General features: G+C 74.0%; 21 protein-coding genes and 1 rRNA gene. 20 read left to right on the top strand and 2 right to left on the bottom strand.

Going from position 1 to position 24472, the window contains the following annotated elements:
- Positions 1 to 6: 6 nt before the first annotated feature.
- A 5S ribosomal RNA gene (gene rrf / locus E1193_RS16250) occupies positions 7 to 123 on the top strand.
- Between the two features lie 89 nt (positions 124 to 212).
- On the opposite strand, the gene E1193_RS31915 is transcribed toward rrf, so the two are convergent.
- Complete coding sequence (locus tag E1193_RS31915; RefSeq protein ID WP_165945752.1) at positions 213 to 1724, bottom strand: hypothetical protein; 1512 nt, start codon at positions 1722 to 1724, stop codon at positions 213 to 215.
- Between the two features lie 57 nt (positions 1725 to 1781).
- On the opposite strand from E1193_RS31915, the gene E1193_RS16245 reads away from it, so the two are divergent.
- Both E1193_RS16245 and E1193_RS16240 read left to right on the top strand, forming a co-directional pair.
- Complete coding sequence (locus tag E1193_RS16245; protein ID WP_243707707.1) at positions 1782 to 2618, top strand: tetratricopeptide repeat protein; 837 nt, start codon at positions 1782 to 1784, stop codon at positions 2616 to 2618.
- A complete protein-coding gene (locus tag E1193_RS16240; protein ID WP_132184032.1) occupies positions 2615 to 3634 on the top strand; it encodes an HAD-IIA family hydrolase in 1020 nt (339 codons plus the stop codon). The genes E1193_RS16245 and E1193_RS16240 overlap by 4 nt, the downstream gene beginning before the upstream one ends.
- Positions 3635 to 3771: 137 nt before the next feature.
- Here E1193_RS16240 and E1193_RS16235 read toward each other — a convergent pair whose 3' ends face one another.
- Positions 3772 to 4107 (bottom strand): SCP2 sterol-binding domain-containing protein, encoded by a 336-nt coding sequence (locus E1193_RS16235; protein ID WP_132184031.1) that lies wholly within the window; start codon positions 4105 to 4107, stop codon positions 3772 to 3774.
- A 111-nt stretch (positions 4108 to 4218) separates the two neighbouring features.
- Between E1193_RS16235 and E1193_RS16230 the strand changes: the two genes are divergently transcribed.
- The 17 genes from E1193_RS16230 to E1193_RS16150 all read left to right on the top strand — a co-directional run bounded on the left by E1193_RS16230 (position 4219) and on the right by E1193_RS16150 (position 24447).
- A complete protein-coding gene (locus E1193_RS16230; protein WP_132184030.1) occupies positions 4219 to 4782 on the top strand; it encodes a hypothetical protein in 564 nt (187 codons plus the stop codon).
- Between the two features lie 28 nt (positions 4783 to 4810).
- The gene (locus E1193_RS16225) at positions 4811 to 5047 is read left to right on the top strand and encodes a hypothetical protein (RefSeq protein ID WP_132184029.1); all 237 of its coding nucleotides are present in this window, start codon (positions 4811 to 4813) and stop codon (positions 5045 to 5047) included.
- Positions 5048 to 5066: 19 nt separating this feature from the next.
- Entirely contained in the window at positions 5067 to 5927 is an 861-nt protein-coding gene (locus tag E1193_RS16220; protein WP_132184028.1) for a TlyA family RNA methyltransferase, read from the top strand.
- 93 nt (positions 5928 to 6020) lie between these two features.
- Positions 6021 to 6905 (top strand): NAD kinase, encoded by an 885-nt coding sequence (locus E1193_RS16215; protein ID WP_132184027.1) that lies wholly within the window; start codon positions 6021 to 6023, stop codon positions 6903 to 6905.
- Between the two features lie 106 nt (positions 6906 to 7011).
- Positions 7012 to 8769: a DNA repair protein RecN gene (gene recN, locus E1193_RS16210; protein WP_132184026.1), complete on the top strand. Its 1758-nt coding sequence runs from the start codon at positions 7012 to 7014 to the stop codon at positions 8767 to 8769.
- 118 nt (positions 8770 to 8887) lie between these two features.
- Positions 8888 to 10066, top strand: a complete 1179-nt coding sequence (gene steA, locus E1193_RS16205) for a putative cytokinetic ring protein SteA (protein ID WP_132184025.1) — start codon at positions 8888 to 8890, stop codon at positions 10064 to 10066.
- A gap of 27 nt (positions 10067 to 10093) precedes the next feature.
- Positions 10094 to 11032, top strand: coding sequence for a copper transporter (locus E1193_RS16200; RefSeq protein ID WP_132184024.1), 939 nt, complete (start codon positions 10094 to 10096; stop codon positions 11030 to 11032).
- Positions 11033 to 11090: 58 nt separating this feature from the next.
- A complete protein-coding gene (locus E1193_RS16195; protein WP_132184023.1) occupies positions 11091 to 11957 on the top strand; it encodes a hypothetical protein in 867 nt (288 codons plus the stop codon).
- A gap of 1 nt (position 11958) precedes the next feature.
- The gene (locus tag E1193_RS16190) at positions 11959 to 13635 is read left to right on the top strand and encodes a lipid II flippase MurJ (protein ID WP_132184022.1); all 1677 of its coding nucleotides are present in this window, start codon (positions 11959 to 11961) and stop codon (positions 13633 to 13635) included.
- Entirely contained in the window at positions 13632 to 14798 is a 1167-nt protein-coding gene (locus E1193_RS16185; protein WP_132184021.1) for a glycosyltransferase family 4 protein, read from the top strand. The genes E1193_RS16190 and E1193_RS16185 overlap by 4 nt, the downstream gene beginning before the upstream one ends.
- Positions 14798 to 17209, top strand: coding sequence for a hypothetical protein (locus E1193_RS16180; RefSeq protein WP_243707704.1), 2412 nt, complete (start codon positions 14798 to 14800; stop codon positions 17207 to 17209). The genes E1193_RS16185 and E1193_RS16180 overlap by 1 nt, the downstream gene beginning before the upstream one ends.
- Before the next feature lie 146 nt (positions 17210 to 17355).
- On the top strand, positions 17356 to 19116 hold the full coding sequence (locus tag E1193_RS16175) for a CTP synthase (protein WP_132184020.1): 1761 nt from the start codon (positions 17356 to 17358) through the stop codon (positions 19114 to 19116).
- Entirely contained in the window at positions 19113 to 19718 is a 606-nt protein-coding gene (locus E1193_RS16170) for an NUDIX hydrolase (RefSeq protein WP_132184019.1), read from the top strand. Before E1193_RS16175 ends, E1193_RS16170 begins: the two co-directional genes overlap by 4 nt.
- Before the next feature lie 354 nt (positions 19719 to 20072).
- Positions 20073 to 21188, top strand: a complete 1116-nt coding sequence (gene ald, locus E1193_RS16165; protein WP_132184018.1) for an alanine dehydrogenase — start codon at positions 20073 to 20075, stop codon at positions 21186 to 21188.
- Positions 21185 to 22177 (top strand): site-specific tyrosine recombinase XerD, encoded by a 993-nt coding sequence (locus E1193_RS16160; protein WP_132184034.1) that lies wholly within the window; start codon positions 21185 to 21187, stop codon positions 22175 to 22177. Before ald ends, E1193_RS16160 begins: the two co-directional genes overlap by 4 nt.
- A 192-nt stretch (positions 22178 to 22369) precedes the next feature.
- On the top strand, positions 22370 to 23293 hold the full coding sequence (locus E1193_RS16155) for a ParA family protein (protein ID WP_132184017.1): 924 nt from the start codon (positions 22370 to 22372) through the stop codon (positions 23291 to 23293).
- 23 nt (positions 23294 to 23316) lie between these two features.
- Complete coding sequence (locus tag E1193_RS16150) at positions 23317 to 24447, top strand: segregation/condensation protein A (RefSeq protein WP_165945751.1); 1131 nt, start codon at positions 23317 to 23319, stop codon at positions 24445 to 24447.
- Positions 24448 to 24472 lie beyond the last annotated feature (25 nt).

Here is a 24472-nt window from a genome sequence, read left to right as displayed (position 1 = left end):
TAGAGTTACGGCGGTCATGGCGGAGGGGAAACGCCCGGTCACATTCCGAACCCGGAAGCTAAGCCCTCCAGCGCCGATGGTACTGCACTCGGGAGGGTGTGGGAGAGTAGGACACCGCCGGACAATCTTCCAGTCGAGGGCCGCCCATTCGGGTCGGCCCTCGACTGCGTAGCGCCATTGGTGGCGCAATGAGGAAGGATGTACCTGTGAGTTCAGAACCGCAGGGCGGAGACCGTCCGCGTCGTGACGAGGACCGGTCGGGCCGTCCCCAGGGGCGTAGCGCCGGCCCGCGGCGGGACGATCGTCCCCCGTACCGGGGAGATCGTGACGACCGGGGCGGTCCGCGCGGCGGCCACGGCAGCGACCGTGGCCGCGACGGCGGCGGATTCCGGGGCGGCGACCGGCGGGAGGGTGGTTTCCGCTCGGGGCCGCGCGACGGCGACGGGCGACCCGGCGGCTTCCGTCGGGATGGTGACGCCCCCCGTGAGGGTGGTTTCCGTGGCGGAGATCGCCGTGAGGGTGGTTTCCGTCGGGATGGTGACGCCCCCCGTGAGGGTGGTTTCCGTGGCGGGGATCGCCCCGAGGGTGGTTTCCGTGGCGGGGATCGCCGTGAGGGTGGTTTCCGCTCGGGGCCCCGCGACGGCGACGGGCGACCCGGCGGCTTCCGTCGAGATGGTGACGCCCCCCGTGAGGGTGGCTTCCGTGGCGGGGATCGCCGTGAGGGTGGCTTCCGTGGCGGGGATCGCCGTGAGGGTGGTTTCCGCTCGGGGCCCCGCGAGGGTGGCTTCCGTGGCGGGGACCGCCCCGAGGGTGGCTTCCGTGGTGGTGACCGGCGTGAGGGTGGTTTCCGCTCGGGGCCCCGCGACGGCGACGGGCGACCCGGCGGCTTCCGTCGAGATGGTGACGCCCCCCGTGAGGGTGGCTTCCGTGGCGGGGATCGCCGTGAGGGTGGTTTCCGCTCGGGGCCCCGCGAGGGTGGTTTCCGTCGGGATGGTGACGCCTCCCGTGAAGGTGGCTTCCGTGGCGGTGACCGTCGTGAGGGTGGTTTCCGCTCGGGGCCGCGCGACGGCGACGGGCGACCCGGCGGCTTCCGTCGGGATGGTGACGCCCCCCGTGAAGGTGGCTTCCGTGGCGGGGATCGCCGTGAGGGTGGTTCCCGTGGTGGGGACCGCCCCGAGGGTGGCTTCCGTGGTGGTGACCGTCGTGAGGGTGGCTTCCGCCGGGACGGCGACAGCTACCGGGGCGCTGACCGCCGTGAGGGTGGCGACCGTGAGCGCGGTTTCCGTCGCGAGGGGGACAGCGGTTTCCGCGGTGGTGAGCGCCGTGAGGGCGGTTACGCCGGCGGCGACCGCCGGGAAGGCCAGGCGCCGCGGGAGGGTGGCTTTCGGTCCGGTCCCCGTGAGGGTGGTTTCCGTGGCGGTGACCGTCGTGAGGGCGGCTTCCGTGGTGGTGATCGCCGGGAAGGCGGTTTCCGCGGCGACCGACCGGAGCGCGGTGGCGAACGCGGCGGCTACGGTGACCGGCCGCGCCGCGACGACCGGCGCGGGTCCGAGGAGCGCCGTGAGGGCTTCGGCGCGGACCGGGGCCGCCAGGATGAGGTCGAGTCTGCCCGCGTGGCCGAGCCGACGTTGCCGGACGAGATCGTCGCGACCGACCTCGACACCGCCGTCCGCGCCGAGCTGCTCTCGCTGAACAAGCCGGTCGCGGAGACCGTCGCTCGGCACCTGGTCGCGACGGGCCAGCTGATCGACGAGGATCCGGCGCTGGCGCTGGCGCACGCGATGGCAGCACGGCGGCTGGCCTCGCGGATCTCCGCCGTACGCGAGGCAGTCGGGCTGGCCGCATATCACGCCGGAGAATGGCAGACCGCTATCGCCGAACTGCGTACCTACCACCGCATGACCGGGTTGCAGAGCCACCTGGCAGTGCTGGCTGACTGCGAGCGGGCGCTGGGGCGCCCGGAGCGGGCCATCGACCTGTTCCGGGGTGCCGACCGGGCGAAGCTCGACCAGGCGGTGGCGATCGAGCTGCTGATCGTGGCAGCCGGCGCCCGGGGTGATCTCGGGCAGAAGGACGCTGCGGTCGCGATGCTCCAGGTTCCCGAGCTGACCGCCGACCCGGCCGAGCCGTGGACGGCCCGGCTGCGCTACGCGTACGCGGACGCGCTGCTGGCGGTCGGCCGCCGCGAAGAGGCCCGGGAGTGGTTCTCCCGCGCGGCCGGCGTGGACACCGACGGCGAGACCGACGCCGCGGAGCGGCTGCTCGAACTCGACGGGGTGCTGATCGAGGGCGACGAGGACGACGACGAGACGGCCGAGGAGATCGCTGCGGGTCCGGGAACCCCTGGCGCGGTTCCGGCCCGACCCGACGGGGACGTGACCGTCGCCGCCGGAGACCTCACTGGCGAGGACGAGGAGAACGATCTCGACAGTGAGGACGAGGAGGACGAGAACGACCTCGACGGTGACGAGCTGACCGGCGAGCAGGTCACCGGCGAGCGGGCCGCGCCGGTCGCCGACCGGGCCGCGTCCGGTGGGGCGCCCCAGGTCGAGTTCCGGGCCGACGGTCCGGCCGCGCAGCCGGCGGCCGACGACGAGTCGGAGCCGGGCCAGCGATGAGCGGGATCGCCGGGGACCGGCTGGTCGACGGGTACTCACTGGTCGTCTTCGACCTGGACGGGGTCATCTACCTGATCGACCGGCCGATCCCCGGCGCGGTCGAGGCGGTTGGTCGGCTGCACGCCGAGGGCCGTTCGGTCGCGTACGCGACGAACAACGCCTCCCGGCGCTCCAGCGAGGTCGCCGACCTGCTCACCGGCATGGGTGTGCCGGCCTCGCCGCACGAGGTGCTGACCTCTGCGGCCGCCGCCGCCGAACTGCTCCGGGACCGGTTCCCCGCCGGCGCCCCGGTGCTCGTCGTCGGCGCGGAGGCGCTGCGGGCCGAGGTCCGCGCCGTCGGGCTCACCCCCGTAACGGGTGCCGACGGGTCGCCGGTGGCGGTCGTCCAGGGGTACGGCCCGCAGGTGGGCTGGGTTGACCTGGCCGAGGCGGCGGTCGCCGTCCGGGCCGGTGCGACCTGGATCGCCACCAACACCGACCGGACACTGCCCAGTGGTCGTGGTCCGCTGCCCGGCAACGGTTCGCTGGTGGCGGCGCTGCGCCACGCGCTGGACCGGGCGCCGGACATGGTTGTCGGCAAGCCGGAGCCTGCCCTGTTCGCGACCGCCGCTCGCCGGGCGGGACAGGGGCGAACCCTGGTGGTCGGCGACCGACTGGACACCGACATCGAGGGAGCCCGTCGCGCCGGCCTGGACAGCCTGCTGGTGCTGACCGGCGTCAGCGACGTACCCGAGCTGCTGGCCGCGCCGCAGCGACGGCGGCCGACGTACGTGGCGAAGGACCTCGCCGGGCTCTTCGACCCGGCGTCCGTCGTCGCGGTGCCGGGGAAGCCAGAGGCCGGCGGCTGGTCCACGACCGTGACTGGCGGCGGGCTGGAGCTACGCGGTGCGGGACGCCCGCTGGACGCCCTCGCGGTGCTCTGTGCGGCAGCCTGGTCCGTCGAACCGACGCCGGACGTGCGGCCGGGCACCCCGGAGGCGGAGCGGGCCCTCGAGGCGCTCGGCTTGCGGGCTTGACCGTCGTCGAGCACTCCGGTCACCCGGCCGAAAGCCGTCGACCTCCTGCCAGGTGCGGCCGGGCCGGTCACCGACGGCGGGCCAACCGGCGTCGACCGCCCCCGACAGGCCGGGGGCGTCGTCCGCGGGCGGTTCGTTCAAAGCAGTTTGCGAAGCTTCACCAAATCGAACGGGTTGGCCTTGATGGAAACCCGGCGGGAGGCGACCGCCTTGGCGATGTCAAGCTGCCCGTGCACCAGGGCGAGTAGGTCGTCACTGCTGGTAACCAGGGCGATCCTGGCCTTCGGGTCGTCCCCGTCGCCCAGGTCGACCAGTCGCCCGCCGACGAGCCGGCCGTGGAACGCCGTGTCCAGGTCGGTGACCCGGCAGGCGAGGGTGCGGTCCAGGTCGATCCTGCCCTGCATGTCGGCGTGCCGGTCCAGCCGGGCCGCCAGATCCCGCAACGCCTGCCGGCACTCGTCCACGCTGGCCACAGTGTCTCCCTCGTCACGCCACGCCGTTCCCCGGCACCGTACCGCAAGGGGCGGTCCGGGGCGCCCGGTAGCGTGAGACCCGCACATCTCGCCCCGCGGAAGGACTCAGTCATGCAGGACGCGTGGCGCGCCTACCTCGAGCTGGCCATGGGCCTGACGGAGGCGCCCCGGAAGAAGGCCCAGGACGCCGTGCGGCGACTCGTCGGGACGAGTGGCGCCACGGCCGCCCAGCTCCAGGCGCTCGCTGAAGAACTCGTCTCCACCGGCGCGGCGAACCGGGAGGCGTTGACCAAGCTGGTCCGCTTCGAGGTGGACCGGGCGCTCGGCGCGGTGGGGCTTGCCACGGCCGACGAGGTGGCGGAGCTGACCCGCCGGGTGCACGAGCTGGAACACCAGCTCCGCGAGACCAAGGGCGGCCCGGGCACGCCCCCGGCTTCCCCCGTCGATCTGCCCGGGCCCGGTGCGCCGGCGGACGCGGGAGGCGACGCCGGCACGCCGGGCGGGTCCGTGCCGATTCCCTCGCCCACGAAGGCGGTGGCCAAGAAGGCTGTGGCGAAGAAGGCTGTGGCGAAGAGGCCGCCCGCCGTGATCTCCACCGCCTCGGGCGACACCCCGGCGGCAGAGCCGGCGAAGAAGGCCGCGCCGCGCAAGCGGACCACGGGTGGTCTGGAATGACCGGCGGGTGCGCGCGCGGCAGGCGGTCGTGAGCGGCCCGATCCGGCCCGGCCCGCCGCTCGGCGCTCGGCCCGGTCCGCGCCCCGGCCCGCTTGCGGGTTCCGGAACCCCCGATGAGGTCGACGAGGCGCACCACCCGGCCGTGGACGCCGCCGTGCAGGCGATGGTCAACGCGGAAGGGCTGCCCCCGGCCGACCAGATCGCCCAGTACGAGGTGGCGTACCAGACACTGCGGGAGACCCTCGCCACCATCGACCAGACCTGACCGACCGGAGAACCACCCCATGGCACGTCGTACCCGCCTCGACGCCGAACTCGTCCGTCGCGGTCTGGCCCGCTCCCGGGAGCAGGCCGCCGCGCTGGTGGAGGCCGGCCGGGTCCAGCTACGTGGGGTGCCGGCGCGCAAGCCCGCCGCGATGGTCGACCCCGCCGACCCGCTGCTGGTCACCGGGGAGGACCCCACCGCCGGGTACGTCTCGCGGGGCGGCCACAAGCTCGCCGGCGCGCTCGCCGCGTTCGCCCCGGCCGGGCTGACCGTCAGCGGGCGGCGCTGCCTCGACGCCGGCGCCTCCACCGGCGGCTTCACCGATGTGCTGCTGCGCGGCGGTGCCGCCGAGGTGGTGGCGGTGGACGTCGGCTACGGCCAGCTTGCCTGGCCGCTGCGCAACGACGACCGGGTGCGGGTCTTCGAGCGGACCAACGTCCGTACCCTGACCCCGGAGACGATCGGCGGCGAGGTCGACCTGACGGTGGCCGACCTGTCCTTCATCTCGCTGCGCCTGGTGCTGCCGGCGCTGGCCGGCTGCACCCGCGCCGACGGCGACCTGGCCCTGATGGTCAAGCCGCAGTTCGAGGTCGGCAAGGAACGGGTCGGCGCCGGCGGAGTGGTCCGCGATCCGGCGCTGCGCGCCGAGGCGGTGCTCGACGTCGCGGCGGCGGCGGCGCAGCTCGGCCTGGGACTGGCCGACGTGGCCGCGAGTCCGCTGCCGGGGCCGAGCGGCAACGTCGAGTTCTTCGTATGGTTACGCCAGGGCGCGCCGGCGGCTGATCCCGAGCGGGTGCGCGCGGTGGTGGCCGCCGGGCCCGAGGGCTCGGCGCCCTTCGGCGCTCCGCCGTTGGCGGATGCTCCAGAGGTGTCAGGGTGAGCGACGAGCGCAGCCCGGTGAGCGGATACGAGAGGCTGGTCCGGTGAGTGTCAGCGACTGTGTGAGCCCCGCCACCCACGGGCGGGTGGACCGGTGAGCCGCACCGCCCTGCTGGTGACCCACACCGGTCGCCGGCGTAGCACCGAGCACGCCCGGGCGGTCGCCGCCGACCTCATCTCCGCCGGGTTCGAGGTGCGGGTGGTGGCCGAGGAGGCCGACGACCTCGACCTGCCCGGCGTCGTGCCGATGGCCGGGCCGGAGGCCGCCGAGGGAGCCGAGATCGTCTTCGCCCTCGGTGGTGACGGCACCTTCCTGCGCGCGGCCGAGCTGGCCCGCCCGGCGAAGGTTCCGCTGCTCGGCATCAACCTCGGCAAGGTCGGCTTCCTCGCCGAGGCCGAGATCAACGACCTGGACGTCGCCGTCCGTGACGTCGTGGGACGTAACTACACTGTGGACGAACGGCTCACCCTCGACGTGACCGCCGAGTTCGACGGCGGGCCGACCATCGAGTCCTGGGCGCTGAACGAGATCAGCGTGGAGAAGGGCGAGCGGGCCCAGATGCTGGAGCTGCTCGTCGACGTGGACGGTCGGCCGCTGTCCCGGTACGGCTGTGACGGGGTGGTCTGTGCGACCCCCACCGGCTCCACCGCGTACGCCTTCTCCGGTGGCGGTCCGGTGGTCTGGCCGGAGGTGGAGGCGCTGCTGCTGGTGCCGATCAGCGCGCACGCCCTGTTCAGCCGCCCGCTGGTGACCGCGCCCGACTCGACGTTCGCGATCACCGTGGACCCGTTCACCACCCTCGCGGTGCTGTGCTGCGACGGTCGACGGGTGTTCGACCTGCCGCCGGGAGCCCGGGTGACGGTGCGGCGCGGCGCGCTGCCGGTGCGTATCGTCCGGCTGCGGGACCGGCCGTTCACCGACCGGCTGGTCGCCAAGTTCGGCCTGCCGGTGCAAGGGTGGCGGGGCAGCCGGCGGTGACAGGTCGACCGGCTCGGTGAGTCCGGCAGCCGGCGACTGACCGGATGTGCACAGCCGGACCGTGCCGGCTGGCAACTGTCGGGGCCCGCGTCTACTGTCGGGTGCTGTGCTGGAAGAGCTGCGCATCACCGGACTGGGCGTCATCGAGGACACCACGCTGCCGCTGGCCGGCGGGATGAACGTCATCACCGGCGAGACCGGTGCCGGCAAGACCATGGTGGTGACCGGTCTCGGGCTGCTCTTCGGCGGCCGGGCCGACGCCGGGCGGGTCCGGGCCGAGCCAGGCCGTGCCGTGGTCGAGGGGCGGCTGCGCCTGGACCGTCGGGTCGCCGACGTGGTGCACGCCCGGATCGTCGACGCCGGAGGGGAGCCCGACGAGGACGGCTCGCTGCTGCTGAGCCGTACGGTCACGGTGGAGGGTCGGTCCCGGGCGCACCTGGGCGGGCGGAGCATGCCGGTGTCGATGCTCGGCGAGGTCGGCGAGCAGGTGGTGGCCGTGCACGGCCAGTCCGACCAGCTGCGCCTGCTGCGCCCGGCCGAGCAGCGGGCCGCGTTGGACCGTTTCGCCGGCCCGGAGCACGAGAAGCTGCTCGACGCGTTGCGCGAGGCGTTCGCGCGGTGGCGGCACGTGGTCGACGACCTGGCCGACCGGCGGCGCAACGCCCGCGCCCGCCACCAGGAGGCCGACTTGCTGCGGCTCGGCCTCGACGAGATCACCCGGGTCGATCCGCAGCCAGGCGAGGACAACGAGCTGAAGGCCGAGGCGCAGCGGCTGGAGCACGCCGAAGGGCTGCGGACGGCCGCACAACTGGCCCACCAGTGCGTCGCCGGCGGGGTGGAGGCCGCCGACGACACGCCGGACGCGACGGCGCTGCTGGGCACGGCCCGACGCACCCTGGAGGCGCAGGCCGGCACGGACCCCGCGCTCGGCGAGCTGGCGGGCCGGTTGGAGGAGGCGGCCACCCTGGTCGCGGACGTCTCCGCCGAGTTGTCGGCGTACCTCGCGGCGCTGGACGCCGACCCGGCCCGGTTGCAGGCCGTCTACGAACGGCGGGCCGCCCTGCGCGCGTTGACCCGCAAGTACGCCGACGATGTCGACGGCGTGGTGGCCTGGGCGCAGCGGGCCCACGCCCGACTGTCCGACCTGGACACCTCCGACGAGTTGCTCGACGAGCTGGACAGGGAGGCGACCCGGCTCGCCGGTGAGGTGGCCGACCTGGCCGGCCGGGTCTCGGCGTCCCGGCAGGAGGCGGCGACCCGGTTCGCCGACCAGGTCAGCGTGGAGCTGGCCGGGCTGGCCATGCCGCACTCCCGTATCGAGGTTGCCGTGGTGCCCCGGTCGGTGGGCAGGTCGGAGCCCACACTGACGGTCAACGGCACCGAGGCCGGCATCGGGCCGGACGGCGCCGACGAGGTGGAGCTGCGTTTGCTGGCGCACCCGGGCGCGCCCTCGCTGCCGTTGCAGCGGGGTGCGTCCGGCGGTGAACTGTCCCGGGTGATGCTCGCCATCGAGGTGGTCTTCGCCGGTGCCGGTGGGCCGCCCACGCTGGTCTTCGACGAGGTGGACGCCGGGGTCGGCGGCCAGGCGGCGGTGGAGATCGGCCGCCGGCTGGCCCGGCTGGCCCGTAGCCACCAGGTGCTCGTCGTTACCCACCTGCCGCAGGTCGCCGCGTTCGCCGACCGGCACCTGGTGGTGGCGAAGGACACCGGCGGCGCGGTGACCACCAGCGGCGTGCGGGTGGTGGAGGACACCGAGCGGGCCCGTGAACTGGCCCGGATGCTCGCGGGTTTGCCCGACTCCGATCTGGGTATCGCCCATGCCGAGGAGCTCCTGGCCGTCGCGGCCAAGGAAAAGCGGCCCTGACGGCACTATTGTGAGCGGAGGCACACCGGCCTGCGCTCTGGTGTGCTTCCCTGGGTAGGCGGCCCTGCTCAGGCATGTCGCGACAGAGAAGCCTGCCTCACATGCCAGGATGGTCACGATGCGTCTACCCACGTTGCGCCGGAGCCGGAACGCGGAACCGGGCTCAGTCCTCGGCACCGCACGCCTGGACCGCCGTACGAAGCGGCTGGTCGGCCGGCTCCGCCCCGGCGACATCGCGGTGATCGACCACGTCGACCTCGACCGGGTGGCGGCCGACTCGCTGGTCGCCGTCGGCGTCGCCGCCGTTCTCAACGCCAAACCGTCGGTTTCCGGCCGCTACCCGAATCTCGGGCCTGAGGTGCTGGTGGGTGCCGGCATACCGCTCTTGGACGATCTGGGTGAGGGGATCTTCGAGCGGGTCCGGGAGGGCGACACGGTCCGGATCGAGGGCAACACCGTGTTCGTCGGCGAGGAGCCGGTGGCGCACGGTGAGCTGCAGGACGCCGAAACTGTGGCCAAGGCGATGGCCGACGCCCGGGAGGGCCTGTCGGTCCAGCTGGAGGCGTTCGCCGCCAACACCATGGACTACCTGCGGCAGGAGCGCGACCTGCTGCTGGACGGGGTGGGCGTACCGGACATCCAGACCCAGATCCAGGGTCGGCACTGCCTGATCGTGGTTCGGGGGTACGACTACAAGGCCGACCTGGACGTGCTGCGGCCGTACATCCGGGAGTTCAAGCCGGTGCTGATCGGCGTGGACGGCGGGGCGGACGCGCTGGTCGAGGCGGGCTACACCCCCGACATGATCATCGGGGACATGGACTCGGTCACCGACGACGTGCTGCGCTGCGGCGCCGAGGTGATCGTGCACGCGTACCCGGACGGACGGGCCCCCGGCCTGCCCCGGGTCACCGGGCTCGGTGTGCCGGCGATCACCTTCCCGGCCGCCGCCACCAGCGAAGACCTGGCGATGCTGCTGGCCGACGAGAAGGGCGCCTCGCTGCTGGTCGCCGTCGGCACCCACGCCACGCTGGTGGAGTTCCTCGACAAGGGGCGCGGCGGCATGGCGTCCACCTTCCTCACCCGGCTCAAGGTCGGCGGGAAGCTGGTCGACGCCAAGGGCGTCAGCCGGCTCTACCGGCAGAGCATCTCCGGCTCGTCCCTGCTGCTGCTGGTGCTGTCGGCGATCGCCGCGATGGCCTCCGCGGTGGCGGTCTCCACCGTCGGGAAGGCGTATTTGGGCGTGGTCTCCGAGTGGTGGGACAATTTGGTGTTCCAGCTCGGCCAGCTCTTCTAGCTCCCGACCGATCAAGAGGCTGCAAGCGTGATCAACTTCCGGTACCACGTGGTGTCCCTGACCGCGGTTTTCCTGGCGTTGGCGATCGGCCTGGTGGTCGGCACGGCCGCCCTCAACGGCCCGGTGGCCGACTCCCTCAAGGAGACCGTCAACGGGCTGCGCAAGGACAACCAGCTGATGCGCCAGTCGGTCAACAGCATGCAGCGGGAACTGGAGCTCGAAGAGGAGTACGCCGCGCAGATGGCGGAGGTGTTCCTGCCGGGCAAGCTCGCCGGCAAGCGGGTGCTGGTGCTGCGAATGCCGACCGGCCAGGACCACACCGAGGGCGTGCTGAAGCTGCTGGAAACCGCCGGCGCCGACATCACCGGCCGGGTCGACATCCAGGACAAGTTCATCAACCCGGACAACAACACCAACCTGATGGAGTTGGCCGTCACCGCCGCCCGACCCACCGCGCCGGCCTCGTCCCTGCCTGGCAACGGCAACGGGGTGGAGACCTCCAGCGCCCTGCTGGCGAGCGTGCTGCTCGACCGGCCCCAGGGCGCCGCGGCGGTGACCGAGGCGGACCGCAGGGCGGTGCTGACCGCGTACTCCAATGCCGGCTACGTGACGGCGGAGAAGCAGATCAGCGGCCCGGCCGAGGCTGTCGTGGTGGTCAGCGGGCAGCCCTACATCGACAAGGACTCCGCGAAGAAGGACGAGTCGGTGGTGAAGGTCGCCGAGCAGTTCGACCGTACCGGCGCGATCGTCGTCGCCGGCAACGGCTCGTCCGGCGGCAACCTGGTGGCGATCGTCCGCGGCGACCCGGTGCTGGCCCAGACCATCTCCACCGTCGACAACGCCAACAGCGTCCAGGGCCAGTTGGTCACCGTCCTCGCCCTGGTGCAGCAGCTCACCGAGAAGAAGGCCGGCCAGTACGGCGTCGGTGACAACGCCGCGGATCTGCTGCCTAGACTGCCCCAGTGAGCGAACGACGTACCCCGGTGACCGGAATCCCACCGCACGTGCCGACCGGAGGCGCCGCGTGAGCGTGATCGGGCGACTGCTGGTCGCCGCTGCCGGCGTCGCCGCCGCCCGGTACACGCTGCGGGAGATCCGTACCGCCCCGGTGGGGCCGGCGCTGGAACGGAGCAACTTCCGCGGCCGTACCGTCACCCTGGCCGCCGGCCCAGCCCTCGCCGTCGGCGCTGCCGGCGCCGGGGCGCTCGGCGCGTCCAGCGGCCCTGCCGGTGCCGCCGCCCTGGTCGCCGGGCTGGGCTCGGGCGCGGTCGGCCTCTACGACGACGTGGTCGGCGCCCGCCCGGAGCAGAAGGCCGCCAAGGGGTTCACCGGTCACCTCGCCGCGCTGCGCGAAGGACGGGTCACCGCCGGTGTGGTGAAGGTCGTCGGTGTCGGGGCGGCCGGGCTCGGCGCGGCGGCGCTGCTCGCCGCCGACCCCCGGGTCGCCGCGCACCGCCGCCGGCAGCGGCAGGGCGTTCTCGGCCGCACCGTCGACGTGCTGCTCGGTGCCGGCGTGGTGGCCGGCACGGCGAACCTGCTCAACCTGCTCGACCTGCGTCCCGGCCGGGCGCTCAAGTCCGGTCTGTTGCTCGGCGTTCCGTTGACGACCGGCCCGCACGGCGGTATCGCCGCCGGGGCCGTCGGTGCGGCGTCCGGGCTGCTCGGCGAGGACCTCGACGAGCGGGTGATGGTTGGTGACAGCGGCGCCAACGCTCTCGGCGCGCTGCTCGGCGTGGCCATGGCCGCCCGCACCGGGCCGGTCGGCCGGGCCGGCATCCTCGCCGTGCTCGCCGGGCTCACCGCCGCCAGCGAGAAGGTCAGCTTCACGGCCGTCATCCAGCGCACCCCCGGCCTGCGCGAGCTGGACGAGCTGGGTCGGCGATCCGACTGACGTGATCAGACCGGCACCCCTCGCCGGCGCCGGCCGCGTCGCCGGAGCGGCCGCCCTCATCGCCGTCCTCACCGTGGTCGCCCGCCTCGCCGGCTTCGGCCGTACCGCTGTGTTCAGCTGGGTCGTCGAACGCAGCGACCTCGGCGGCATGTACGTCGTCGCGAACACCGTCCCCAACATCATTTTCGAGATCGTGGCCGGTGGGGCGCTGGCGAGCCTGGTCGTACCGTTGCTGGCCAACCCGGTCGAGCAGGGTGACCGGCGGACGGTGGCCGCCATCACCGGGGCGCTGCTGACCTGGACCCTGACCCTGCTGGTGCCGCTCGCGGCGCTGGTCGCGCTCTTCGCCGACCCGATCGTCGGGCTGATCAGCGAGGCCCGTTCCCCGGCCGAGCTGGCGGCCGGCGCCCGGATGCTGCGGGTTTTCGCCCCGCAGTTGCCGCTCTACGGCGTCGGCATCGTGCTGACCGGCGTGCTCCAGGCGCACCGGCGCTTCGCCTGGCCGGTGATCGCGCCGCTGCTGTCCAGCCTCACCGTCATCGTGGTGTACCTGGTCTTCGGCGCCGCCGAGGGGCGGGAGGCCAACATCGCCGAGGTGAGTCGCGGCGGCGAGCTGATCCTCTCCGGCGGCACCACGCTCGGCGTGGTGGTGCTGTCGCTGTCGCTGCTGGTCCCGCTGCGCCGGCTGGGGCTGCGGCCGCGCCCCGGGTACGGGTTCCCGGCCGAGGCCCGGGCGAGGGTCGGCGCACTGGCGGCGGCCGGCGCCGTCACCGTCACCGCCCAGCAGCTCGCGCTCGTCGTCATCCTCAACCGGGTCACCGGCGGGCCGACCGGTTCGCCGCAGGTCTACAACCTGGCGCAGACCATGTACCTGCTGCCCTGGGCGGTGCTCGCGGTGCCGCTCGCCGTCGCCGCGTACCCGGCCCTGGCCACGGCCGCCACGGGCGGCGACGAGGCGGGCTATCGGCGGACGCTGGCCCCGGCGGTGCGCGGTGTGCTGCTGTTCAGTTTCCTGGGCACGGCCGCGCTGGTCGGCACCGCCGAGGCGGTCGGGTCGTTCTTCCCGCTGGGCGCGGCGCAGACCGCGGCCGGCATCATCGGGTTCGCTCCCGGCCTGGTCGGTTACGGGCTCTTCGCGGTGCTCTCACGCGCGCTCTACGCCCGTGGCGCCACCCGGGTCGCCACCGTGGCCATCACCGTCGGCTGGCTCGCCGTGCCGCTGGCGGCGGTGCCGCTGGCCGCGCTGCTGCCACGGGCCGACCGGGTGTTGGCCGTCACCCTGGCCAACTCCCTCGGCATGCTGCTCCTCGGCGGGCTGCTGCTCGCCGCGGTCGCCCGGGTCGCCGGCGTGCCCGCGTTGGTCGGGTCGGGTCGGGCCGCCGCCGCCGGGCTGGTCGCCACCGCGCTCGCCGCCCCCGCCGGCTGGTACGCCGCCCGCTGGCTCGCCGGCGACGGCACCCCGACGACATCGGAGGCGCTCGCGCAGGGCATGCTGTCCGGGGTCGTGGTGGGAACGGTGTTCCTCGCCGTGGCCTGGCTGACCGACCGGCCCGACGTGCAGCCGCTGCTCGCCGGGGTGCTGCGCCGGCTCGGCGTCCGGCACCGGCACACCCCACCCGGGCCGCCGGACGGCAGCTCTGGCGAACGGGGCGACGGGAAGGAGACAGTGTCCCCATGACCGACGCGACCTCGCCAGCCCGCTGGTCGGGCACGGTGGTCCTGCTGCTCGCCTCCAGCACCGGCGGGGTGGGGCAGCACGTGCGCTCGGTGGCCCGCGGCCTCACCGCCGCCGGGGCCTCCGTGCTGGTCTGCGGGCCCGCCGCCACCCAGGACCAGTTCGACTTCAACGGCGTCGGAGCCCGGTTCACGCCGGTGGAGATCCCGGCGAGCCCCACCCCGGCCGACAGCCGGGCCGTCGCCGCGCTGCGCCGGGCCCTGGCCGCCGAGACCGTCCAGGTGGTGCACGCCCACGGACTACGCGCCGGGCTGGTCGCCGCTCTCGCCCGACCCGCCGCACCGGTGGTCGTCACCTGGCACAACGCGGTGCTCGCCGGCGGGTTGCGTGGGCAACTGTCCCGGCTCGCCGAGCGGATCGTCGCCCGGTCCGTCCGGGTGGCGCTGGGCGCCTCCACCGACCTGGTGGCGCGGGCTGCCGCGCTGGGCGCCGCCGACGCCCGGTTCGCCCCGGTCGCCGCTCCGCCGCTGCCCGCGCCGCGCCGGCGCCGCGCCGCCGTCCGAGCCGAGTTCGGCGTCGCCGCCGACCAGCCGCTGATCCTCTCCGTCGGCCGGCTGCACCCGCAGAAACGGTACGACGTGCTGGTCGACGCGGCGGCCCGCTGGCGGGTCCGTATCCCGCCCCCGGTCGTCGTGGTCGCCGGCAGCGGACCGGCCTACCTGCAACTGGCCGCCCGGATCTCCGCCGCCCGGGCGCCGGTTACCCTGCTCGGCCACCGCACCGACGTGGCCGACCTGCTAGCCGGCGCCGACGTGGCGGTGGTCACCAGCGACTGGGAGGCCCGGCAGCTCTTCGCGCAGGAGGCGCTGCGGGCCGGTGTCCCGCTGGTGGCGACCGCCGTAGGTGGGCTGCCGGAGCTGGTCGGCGACGCCGCGCTGCTGGTGCCGGCGGGCGACGTCGACGCGGTGGACGCGGCGGTGCGTTGCCTGCTCGACGACGCCAGCCTCCGGGCCGACCTGGCCCGGCGCGGCACCGAACGGGCCGCGACCTGGCCCGACGAGGAGGACACCGTCGCCGCCCTGGTCGCCCTCTACATGGAGGTGGCCCCCGACCACGCCGGGCCGGCCACCCCCGACGCGGACACCCCGTCGACGGGACGCCGGTGATGCTGCGCAGACTTCCCCTGGTCCTGCTCACCCTGCTGGTGGTGGTGCTGGGCGTGACCGCGCTGGCGGCCCGCCCGGACAGAACCGCCCCCCGGCGCACCGCCGACTTCGTGGTGCTCGTCGGCGTCGCCGGCCTGCGCTGGGAGGACGTCGACCCGCAGAGCACCCCGACGCTGTGGCGGATGGCCCGGGAGGGCTCCATCGGGTCGCTGTCCACCCGCTCCGCCCGCCGCCCGACCTGCCCGGTCGACGGCTGGATCACCCTCGGCGCGGGCAGCTACGCCGCCTGGAACGACAGCCGCCCGCCGGGAGCCTGCCCGCCCGCCGGTGTCACCGTCGAGCAGCCGGACCGGATCGGCGCGAACCTGCCGCAGCAGGAGAGCGTGGTCGCCCACAACCAGGATCGGTTGCCCTGGGGGGCGGTGCCCGGGTCGCTGTCGGAGTCGGTGCGCTGCTCGGTGGCGATCGGTCCGGGCGCTGCCGTCGCCGCCGCCCGCCCCTTCGGCCGGGTCGACCGGTACGCGGCCGAACTGCCCGCCGACCCGGCCGACCTGCTCGGCTCCTGCGTGCTCAGCATCGTCGACCTCGGCAGTGTCACCGCCGACGACCCGGCCACCCGGGCCGCCGAGGCGCGGCAGGTCGACGCCGCCCTGGCCACCGTCCTGGCCGCCCGTCCGCCCCGCTCCCTGGTGGTCGTGGCCGGGGTCGCCGACACCTCCGCGCCGGCACGGCTGCACGTCGCGGTCGCCGACGGGCCGGGCTGGGAGAAGGGCTGGCTCACCTCGGCCAGCACCGCCCGGGACGGCTACCTGCAACTGATCGACCTGGCGCCGACCGCGCTGTCCGCGCTCGGTCGGCCGATGCCCGAACGGCTGTTCCTCGGTCGGCCGGCGGTCCGGGTCGACGGTCGGCCCGATGACCTGGCTGCCGCGATCACCGCCACCGCCGACGCCGACCGGGAGGCCGGTGCGCAGCGGACCGTGGCCGGCTGGTTCTTCACCCTGCTCGCCCTGGCCGAGGTGGCGCTCTTCGTCGCCGTGCTGCCGCTGCTGCGCCGGGCTCGCCGGCATGCCGGCCCGCACGGTCCGCCGCCGGTCTCCCGACGGGTGGTGGCCACCGTCGAACTGCTGCTGGTCGCGGTCGCCCTCGCCGTCCCGGTCGCGCTGCTGGCCGACGCGGTCCCCTGGTGGCGCGGCGACCACGCCGGCTGGTGGTTCGCGCTGGTGACCGCGGCCCTGATCGCCGCGGCCACCGTGCTGGTGCGGTTCGCCCCCGGTCACGAGCGGACCCTCGGGCCGCTCGGCGCGGTTGCCGGGCTGGCCACCCTGATCGTCGGCGCGGACGTGCTCAGCGGGGCCCGGTTGCAGCTCAACGGCGTGGTCGGTTACTCCGCGCTGGAAGGTGGCCGGTTCTCCGGTCTGGGCACGGTGGGCCTCGGCGTGTTCCTGGCCGCCGCGCTGCTCAGCGCCGGCTGGCTCGCCCAGCGGGTCCGGCGCGAGTGGCGGCCCATGGTGATGGTCGCCGTCGGCGGCGCCGCCCTGGTGGTGGTCGGCAGCCCGTACCTGGGCGGCGACCCGATCGGCGCGGTGGCCCTGACCGCCGGCGTGGCGGTGGCGGCGGCGATCAGCACCGGCGGCTGGTTGACCGTGAGCCGGCTGGTCTGGGCGACGATGGCCGGCCTCGCACTGACCATCGGGTACGCCGTGATGGACGTGCGTCGCCCGGCCGAGGAACGGGGCAGCCTCGGGCGGTTCCTCACCGCCCTGGGCGACGGCACCGGTGGGCTGACCCTGCACCGGTCCAGCACCGCGAACTTCGAGACGCTGGTGAACAGCCCGCTGACCGTGCTGGCCGTGCTGGGTGCCCTGCTGGTCTGGTTCGCCCTGCTCCAGCCGTGGGGCGGGCTGATGCGGCTGTTCGGCATCTACCCGGCTCTCCGTGCGGCGATGGCCGGCACCACGGTCGCGTCGGTGATCGGCGGGGTGCTCGGCGGCGCGGCCCTGGACGTGGCCGGCGCTGCCGGCGCGCTGGTGGTGCCGATGGCGGCGTTGGCCTCGCTGCGGGTGCTCGACCACTCCACCGACCGCACCCGGCCGGGCGAGAGCCGGCCGCGCGGCGACGGGCCGGACGAGCCGGGCGGCGGTGGGTTGCCCGGCGGCGCCGACCGGAGGCCCGTCCCGGCGGCCGGCGACGACGCCGACGCGGCGTCGGGCCAGAGCGTCGACGGGGAGCGGGACGATACCGGCGGCGCGGGCACCAGCGGCGAGCGGGACCGGGACAACGCCGGCGGGGAGCGCGACGGCGGCCGAGCGGCGAGGGAGGGCGAGGCCCGTTCCGGGGGAGCGGTCGTGCCCCCGGCCCGGACCCCCGACCCCGTGGACCGGTCCTCGGCCGAGGTCGCGCCGCGTTGACCCGCGGTTGCGGGGCGTACCGGGTCGGGTGCACCGCCGAACCCGGCCGGGGGAGGTGTTACCGTGGAATCCCGTGGATCGCGTGATCACTCTGCTGATCGGCACGGCGGTTCGCACGACCGCTACGGACGACACGGGAGCAGGCCTTGGCCCCTTCAGCACGGACGACCAGGCACATTTTCGTCACCGGGGGCGTCGCCTCCTCGCTGGGTAAGGGCCTCACCGCCTCCAGCCTCGGCAGTCTGCTGACCGCGCGCGGCATGCGCGTGGTGATGCAGAAGCTCGACCCGTACCTCAACGTCGACCCGGGGACGATGAACCCGTTCCAGCACGGCGAGGTGTTCATCACCGAGGACGGCGCGGAGACCGACCTCGACGTCGGGCACTACGAGCGGTTCCTCGACCGGGACCTGTCCGGCAAGGCGAACGTCACCACCGGCCAGATCTACTCCGACGTGATCGCCAAGGAGCGGCGCGGCGAGTACCTGGGCGACACCGTGCAGGTCATCCCGCACATCACCAACGAGATCAAGGCACGGATCCTCGGCATGGCCGACCCGGACGCCGACGGCCACACCCCCGACGTGGTGATCACCGAGGTCGGTGGCACGGTCGGCGACATCGAGTCGCTGCCGTTCCTGGAGGCGATCCGTCAGGTCCGCCACGACCTGGGCCGGGACAACTGCTTCTACCTGCACGTGTCCCTGGTGCCGTACCTGGCGCCGTCGGGCGAGCTGAAGACCAAGCCCACCCAGCACTCCGTGGCGCAGCTGCGCAGCATCGGCATCCAGCCGGACGCGCTGGTGCTGCGCTGTGACCGGGACATCCCGGACAAGGTCAAGGAGAAGCTCTCCCTCTACTGCGACGTGGACCGCGAGGCGGTCACCGCCGCACCGGACGCGCCGAGCATCTACGACATCCCCAAGGTGCTGCACCGCGAGGGCCTTGACGCGTACGTGGTGCGCCGGCTCGGCCTGTCCTTCCGCGACGTCGATTGGACCCGCTGGGACGACCTGCTCGACCGGGTGCACCAGCCGCACCACACGGTCACCGTCGCGGTGGTCGGCAAGTACGTCGACCTGCCCGACGCGTACCTGTCGGTCAGCGAGGCGATCCGGGCCGCCGGTTTCGGCCACCGGGCCAGGGTGCAGCTGCGCTGGGTGCCCAGCGACGACTGCGTCACCCCGGCCGGCGCGACGGCGGCCCTGGCCGGCGTGGACGGCATCGTCATCCCCGGCGGCTTCGGCGTGCGCGGTATCGAAGGCAAGATCGGCACCGCCCGGTACGCCCGGGAGAACGGCGTGCCGCTGCTCGGCCTCTGCCTCGGCCTGCAGTGCATGACCATCGAGGTGGCCCGTCACCTCGCCGGCCTGGACGGGGCGAACTCGCTGGAGTTCGACGAGGAGGCCAGGCACCCGGTCATCGCCACCATGGCCGACCAGGAGGACATCGTCGCCGGCAAGGGCGACCTGGGCGGCACCATGCGGCTCGGGGCGTACCCGGCGAAGCTGGCCGAGGGCTCCGTCGTCGCCGAGGCGTACGGCAGCACCGAGGTCAGCGAGCGGCACCGGCACCGGTACGAGGTGAACAACGCCTACCGGGAGCAGCTGACCAAGGCCGGCCTGCACATCTCCGGCACCTCCCCGGACGGCCGGCTGGTCGAGTTCGTCGAGCTGGACCGCAACCTGCACCCGTTCTTCGTGGCCACCCAGGCGCACCCGGAGCTGAAGAGCCGCCCGACCCGCCCGCATCCGCTGTTCGCGGCGTTCGTCAAGGCGGCGGTGGCATACTCCGAGGCCGACCAGCTTCCGGTCGACCTGGATCACGTGGCGGAGAGCCCGGCGGCTCCGGCGGCGGACAAGGCGTCCCGCAACGGCGCCTCGGTGCCGGCGGCCTCGGCGTCGTGAGCGCCGTCGAGCACCGCTACGAGCTTCGGTCCCGCACCGAGCGGTACCAGGGGCGGATCTTCGACGTGGTCACCGACGAGGTGACCATGCCGGGCGGCGGCACCGCGACGCGCGACTATGTCCGGCACGTCGGCGCGGTCGCCGTGGTGGCGCTCGACGACGCCGGCCAGGTGGTGCTGGTCCGGCAGTACCGGCAGCCGGTCGGCCGGCACCTGTGGGAGCTGCCCGCCGGCTTGATGGACGTCGACGGCGAGGAGCTGCCGGCCGCCGCGGCGCGGGAGCTGGCCGAGGAGGCCGACCTGACCGCCGGCACCCTCGACCTGCTGGTGGACGTGCACACCTCGCCGGGCTTCTCCGACGAGCTGGTCCGGGTCTTCCTCGCCCGTGACCTGGCCGACGTCCCCGTCGACCAGCGACACCAGCGGCGCGAGGAGGAGGCCGACATCCAGATCGTCCGGCTCGACCTCGACGAGGCGGTCGGCATGGCGCTCGCCGGGGAGATCACCAACGGTCCGTGCGTGGCCGGGCTGCTGGCCGCCGCCCGGGCCCGCGACGCCCGCTGGTCGGTGCTGCGCCGGGCCGACGCCCCGCTGCCGGACTGATCCGGATACGCGTGCGGGGCCGCCCGGCCGGCCCCGCACGCGTGTCGTCGCAGTGTGCGGCGAGGTGCGGTCTCCGGGAGTGAGGTCACCCCGCTTTCGCCGCGTCTCGTGACATGGAGCCCCGACGTCGTCGGCCGGCGGTTCCGGGCGGCGGCGGTCGGACGGTGCGACGATGAGGGTGAACGCCGGCGTGCGCCTGACACATCGTCACGCACAACGGGCACCGGGTGTCACATTCCCGGGGCGAGGCGGCGCGCCTAGACTGCCGGCGGGACCGGTCGACCGCGCCGGCAAAGGGGCCGGCGCGGGGCCGCGCAGTCGGGGACGAGCAGCCCCGGAAAGAGGTGTCTGATCGTGAAGGTCGGAATCCCACGCGAGGTCAAGAACCACGAGTACCGCGTGGCGATCACGCCGGCGGGCGTCAACGAGTTCGTCCGCCACGGCCATCAGGTCTTCGTCGAGTCCGGCGCCGGCGTCGGGTCGAGCATCACCGACGACGAGTTCGCCGCGGCCGGCGCCAAGATCCTGGCCAGCGCGGACGAGGTGTGGGACACCGCGGAGCTGGTGCTCAAGGTCAAGGAGCCGATCGCCGAGGAGTACCACCGGATGCGCGAGGGGCAGGTGCTCTTCACCTACCTGCACCTGGCCGCCTCGAAGCAGTGCACCGACGCGCTGGTCGACCGCAGGGTCACCGGCATCGCGTACGAGACCGTCGAGCTGCCCGACCGGTCGCTGCCGCTGCTCGCCCCGATGTCCGAGGTGGCCGGCCGGCTCGCCCCCCAGGTGGGCGCCTTCCACATGATGCGCACCGGCGGCGGGCGTGGCGTGCTCCCCGGCGGCGTCTCCGGCGTGTACGCGGCCAAGACCGTGGTCATCGGCGCCGGCGTGTCCGGCATGAACGCCGCCGCGATCGCGCTGGGCCTGCAGTCCGAGGTGCTGCTGCTGGACAAGAACGTGGCCCGGTTGCGCCAGGCCGACGCCATCTACCGGGGCCATCTGCAGACGGTCGCCTCCAACGCGTACGAGATCGAGAAGGCGGTGCTCGACGCGGACCTGGTCATCGGCGCGGTGCTGGTGCCGGGCGCGAAGGCCCCGACCCTGATCTCCAACGAGCTGGTCAGCCGGATGAAGTCGGGAAGCGTACTGGTCGACATCGCCATCGACCAGGGCGGCTGCTTCGAGGACTCGCGGCCCACCACGCACGCCGACCCGGTCTACCGGGTGCACGACTCGATCTTCTACTGCGTGGCGAACATGCCCGGCGCGGTGCCGAACACCAGCACCTACGCGTTGACCAACGTCACCCTGCCGTACGCCCTGGAGCTGGCGGACCAGGGCTGGCGGCAGGCGCTGCGCAACGACCGGGCGCTCGCGCTGGGCCTGAACACCCACGACGGGCGGGTCGTCTACGGCCCGGTCGCCGAGGCGCACGGCCTGGACGTCCTGCCGCTGGCCGAGGCGCTGAGCTGACCGGGTTCCGGGAGAGGGCCGGCGCGGGCGGGCAACCCGCGCCGGCCCTGCGTCGTGCCGTCCGCGGCTACCTCGACCACCTCACCGTCGAGCGGGGGCTGTCGGCGAACACGCTCTCGTCGTACCGACGGGACCTGGCACGTTACCTCGACACCCTGGTCGCGGCCGGGGTGACCGACCTGGCCGCCGTCGACGCCGGGCAGGTGGAGGCCCACCTGGCGCGGCTGCGGGCCGGGGACGACGGGCACCCACCCCTGGCCGTGTCGTCGGCCGCCCGCGCGGCGTCGGCGGTTCGCGGGCTGCACCGGTTCGCGCTGCGCGAGGGGCTCGCCGGCGCCGACCCCAGCCGGGACGTCCGCCCGCCAACCCCGCCCCGGCGGCTGCCCCGGGCGCTGCCGGTGGACGACGTGGTCCGCCTGCTGGAGACCGCCGGGGCGGTCACCGCCGCCGGCGACGGCGCGGCTCTCGCGCTGCGCGACCGGGCGCTGCTGGAGTTCCTGTACGGCACCGGCGCGCGGATCTCCGAGGCGGTCGGCGCTGCTGTCGACGACCTTGACATCGACGAGGGCGCCGCGCTCCTGCGCGGCAAGGGCGGCCGCAGCCGGCTCGTCCCGATCGGGGGGCACGCGGTGGCGGCGCTGCGCGCCTGGCTGGTCCGGGCCCGTCCGGGGCTGGTGGCCGTCGGGCGGGGCACCCCGGCGGTCTTCGTCAACGCCCGGGGCGGCGCGCTGACCCGGCAGGGCGCCTGGACCGTCCTGCGCCGGGCCGCGGAACGGGCCGGTCTGCCGGTGACCGGTCCGCAGGCGGTCTCCCCGCACACCCTGCGACACTCGTACGCCACCCACCTGCTCGACGGCGGCGCCGACGTGCGGGTGGTGCAGGAGTTGCTCGGCCACGCCTCGGTGACCACCACGCAGGTCTACACTCTGGTGACCGTGGACCGGCTGCGCGAGGTCTACGCCACCGCCCACCCACGGGCCCGGGGCTGACCGGACGGCGGTGCGCCGAGCGGCCGGAACGGCCGACACGCCGGACCGGTACCGAACGCGTCGCTGGTCCGTGGCGTACAGTCGGCATCGGCGCGGACCTCCTGGGGCGACAACCGGGGTGCGCAGCGGCGCCGCGAAGGACGTCGGACAGCTCCGACGCCGGGTGGTCGTCGGGAGGGGGCAACGAAGGACATGGCTGGCAACGGTGACCGTGCCGACGCCTGGACGTCGGAGCTCCGCGAACAGCAGGCGTCGCTCGGTGCGGACCTGGGCCCGGCGGACCCGGCTGCCTACACGATGCGCAAGCCCATCCCGGAGCCGATGCCCACCGACCGGCACGGCCCGGCCCGGATCATCGCGATGGCCAACCAGAAGGGCGGGGTCGGCAAGACCACCACCACCATCAATCTGGGTGCCGCGCTCGCCGAGTACGGCCGCCGGGTGCTGCTGGTGGACTTCGACCCGCAGGGCGCGCTCTCCGTCGGTCTCGGCGTCAACCCGCACAACCTCGACCTGTCGGTCTACAACCTGCTCATGCAGGACGACGTGACCGCCGAGGACGTCCTGATCAAGACCGACGTCGCCGGGTTGCACCTGCTACCGGCGAACATCGACCTCTCCGCCGCCGAGATCCAGCTGGTCAACGAGGTCGCCCGGGAAATGGCCCTGGCCCGGGTGCTCAAACAGGTCCGCAAGGAGTACGACTACATCCTGATCGACTGCCAGCCCTCGCTGGGCCTGCTGGCGATCAACGCGCTGACCGTGGCACACGGTGTGCTCATCCCGCTCGAATGCGAGTTCTTCAGCCTCCGTGGCGTGGCGCTGCTGCTGGACACCATCGACAAGGTGCGCGAGCGGCTCAACTTCGACCTCGAACTCGAGGGCATTCTCGCCACCATGTACGACAGCCGCACCACGCACTGCCGTCAGGTGCTCCAGCGGGTGGTTGAGGCGTTCGGCGACAAGGTCTACCAGACCGTTATCACCAAGACGGTCAAGTTCCCCGAGTCCACGGTGGCCGGCGCGCCCATCACCACCCTCGACCCGGCGTCCTCCGGGGCCCGCAACTACCGTCAGCTGGCCCGCGAGGTGATCGCCGCCCAGGCGGAGCGGTAGCCGGAGCGCTGGACGGCCGCGACGTGGACTACGGTCTTCCGGTGACCGCGCCACCCCTCGATTCGCCTCCGACGCCACGGCAGCCGCCCGTGGTGGCGGCCGAGGTGATGCCGGCCGACGAGCTGACCGCCGAGGCCCCCGCGCCGCTGCCGACGGACTCTGCCGATGTACCGCAGCCGGCGGGGGAGCGCGGCGGTTTCACCGTCCGGCTGGTCAACTTCACCGGCCCCTTCGACCTGCTGCTCCAACTCATCAGCAAACACAAGCTCGACGTGACCGAGGTGGCGCTGCACCGGGTCACCGACGAGTTCATCGCCTACATCCGGGCGATGGGCGACCAGTGGGACCTCGACGAGACCAGCGAGTTCCTGCTCGTCGCCGCGACCCTGCTCGATCTGAAGGCGGCCCGGCTGCTGCCGGCCGCCGAGGTGGAGAACGAGGAGGACCTCGCCCTGCTGGAGGCGCGGGACCTGCTCTTCGCCCGGCTGCTGCAGTACAAGGCGTACAAGGAGGCGGCGGCGCACATCGCCGAACTGGAGGCTGTCGGCGGCCGGCGCTACCCGCGCGCGGTCACCCTGGAGCCCCGGTACGCCGAGGCGCTGCCCGACCTGGTGCTCGGCATCGGCCCGGCACGGCTGCTCAAGCTGGCCATCAAGGCGATGACCCCGAAACCGACGCCCGAGGTGTCCATCGCCCACGTGCACATGGTCCGGGTGAGCGTCCGGGAGCACGCCGAGATCATCACGGGGCGGCTGCGCCGGGCCGGCACCGCCAGCTTCGCCCAGCTCTGCGCCGACTGCGAGATCACCCTGGAGGTGGTGGCCCGGTTTCTCGCGCTGCTGGAGCTGTACCGGCAGGGGCTGGTCTCCTTCGTGCAGGAGCAGGCGTTGGAGGAGCTGACCGTACGCTGGACCGGCCCCGCCGAGGGCGGCACCGATCTGCACATCGACGAGTACGCCGGCGACCCCGCCGACCTGGCCGCGAGCGACCCCGCCGACCTGGCCGCGAGCGACCTCGCCGACCTGGCCGCGAGCGGGCCGGGCGACCCCCTGCCGGCCCGTACCGGGACCGCTCAGGTGGACGTGGACGCGACGGGCGACCCGGGCGGGAACGGCGACCTGGGCGGGAACGACGAGGAGCAGCGGGATGAGTGACGAGGAGCGCCGGGACTCGCTGGCC

It is taken from the genome of Micromonospora sp. KC606, from assembly GCF_004348675.1.
Lineage (GTDB): Bacteria > Actinomycetota > Actinomycetes > Mycobacteriales > Micromonosporaceae > Micromonospora.
The sequence above is the reverse complement of the archived record's forward strand: the minus strand, read 5'-3'. Positions and strand labels throughout refer to the sequence as shown.

Coding starts and splice junctions, on each gene's coding strand:
- E1193_RS16240 (WP_132184032.1), top strand. CDS start 2,615: ATGAGCGGGATCGCCGGGGACCGGCTGGTCGACGGGTACTCACTGGTC.
- E1193_RS16245 (WP_243707707.1), top strand. CDS start 1,782: ATGGCAGCACGGCGGCTGGCCTCGCGGATCTCCGCCGTACGCGAGGCA.
- E1193_RS16230 (WP_132184030.1), top strand. CDS start 4,219: ATGCAGGACGCGTGGCGCGCCTACCTCGAGCTGGCCATGGGCCTGACG.
- E1193_RS16185 (WP_132184021.1), top strand. CDS start 13,632: ATGACCGACGCGACCTCGCCAGCCCGCTGGTCGGGCACGGTGGTCCTG.
- E1193_RS16180 (WP_243707704.1), top strand. CDS start 14,798: ATGCTGCGCAGACTTCCCCTGGTCCTGCTCACCCTGCTGGTGGTGGTG.
- E1193_RS16155 (WP_132184017.1), top strand. CDS start 22,370: ATGGCTGGCAACGGTGACCGTGCCGACGCCTGGACGTCGGAGCTCCGC.
- E1193_RS16220 (WP_132184028.1), top strand. CDS start 5,067: ATGGCACGTCGTACCCGCCTCGACGCCGAACTCGTCCGTCGCGGTCTG.
- steA (WP_132184025.1), top strand. CDS start 8,888: ATGCGTCTACCCACGTTGCGCCGGAGCCGGAACGCGGAACCGGGCTCA.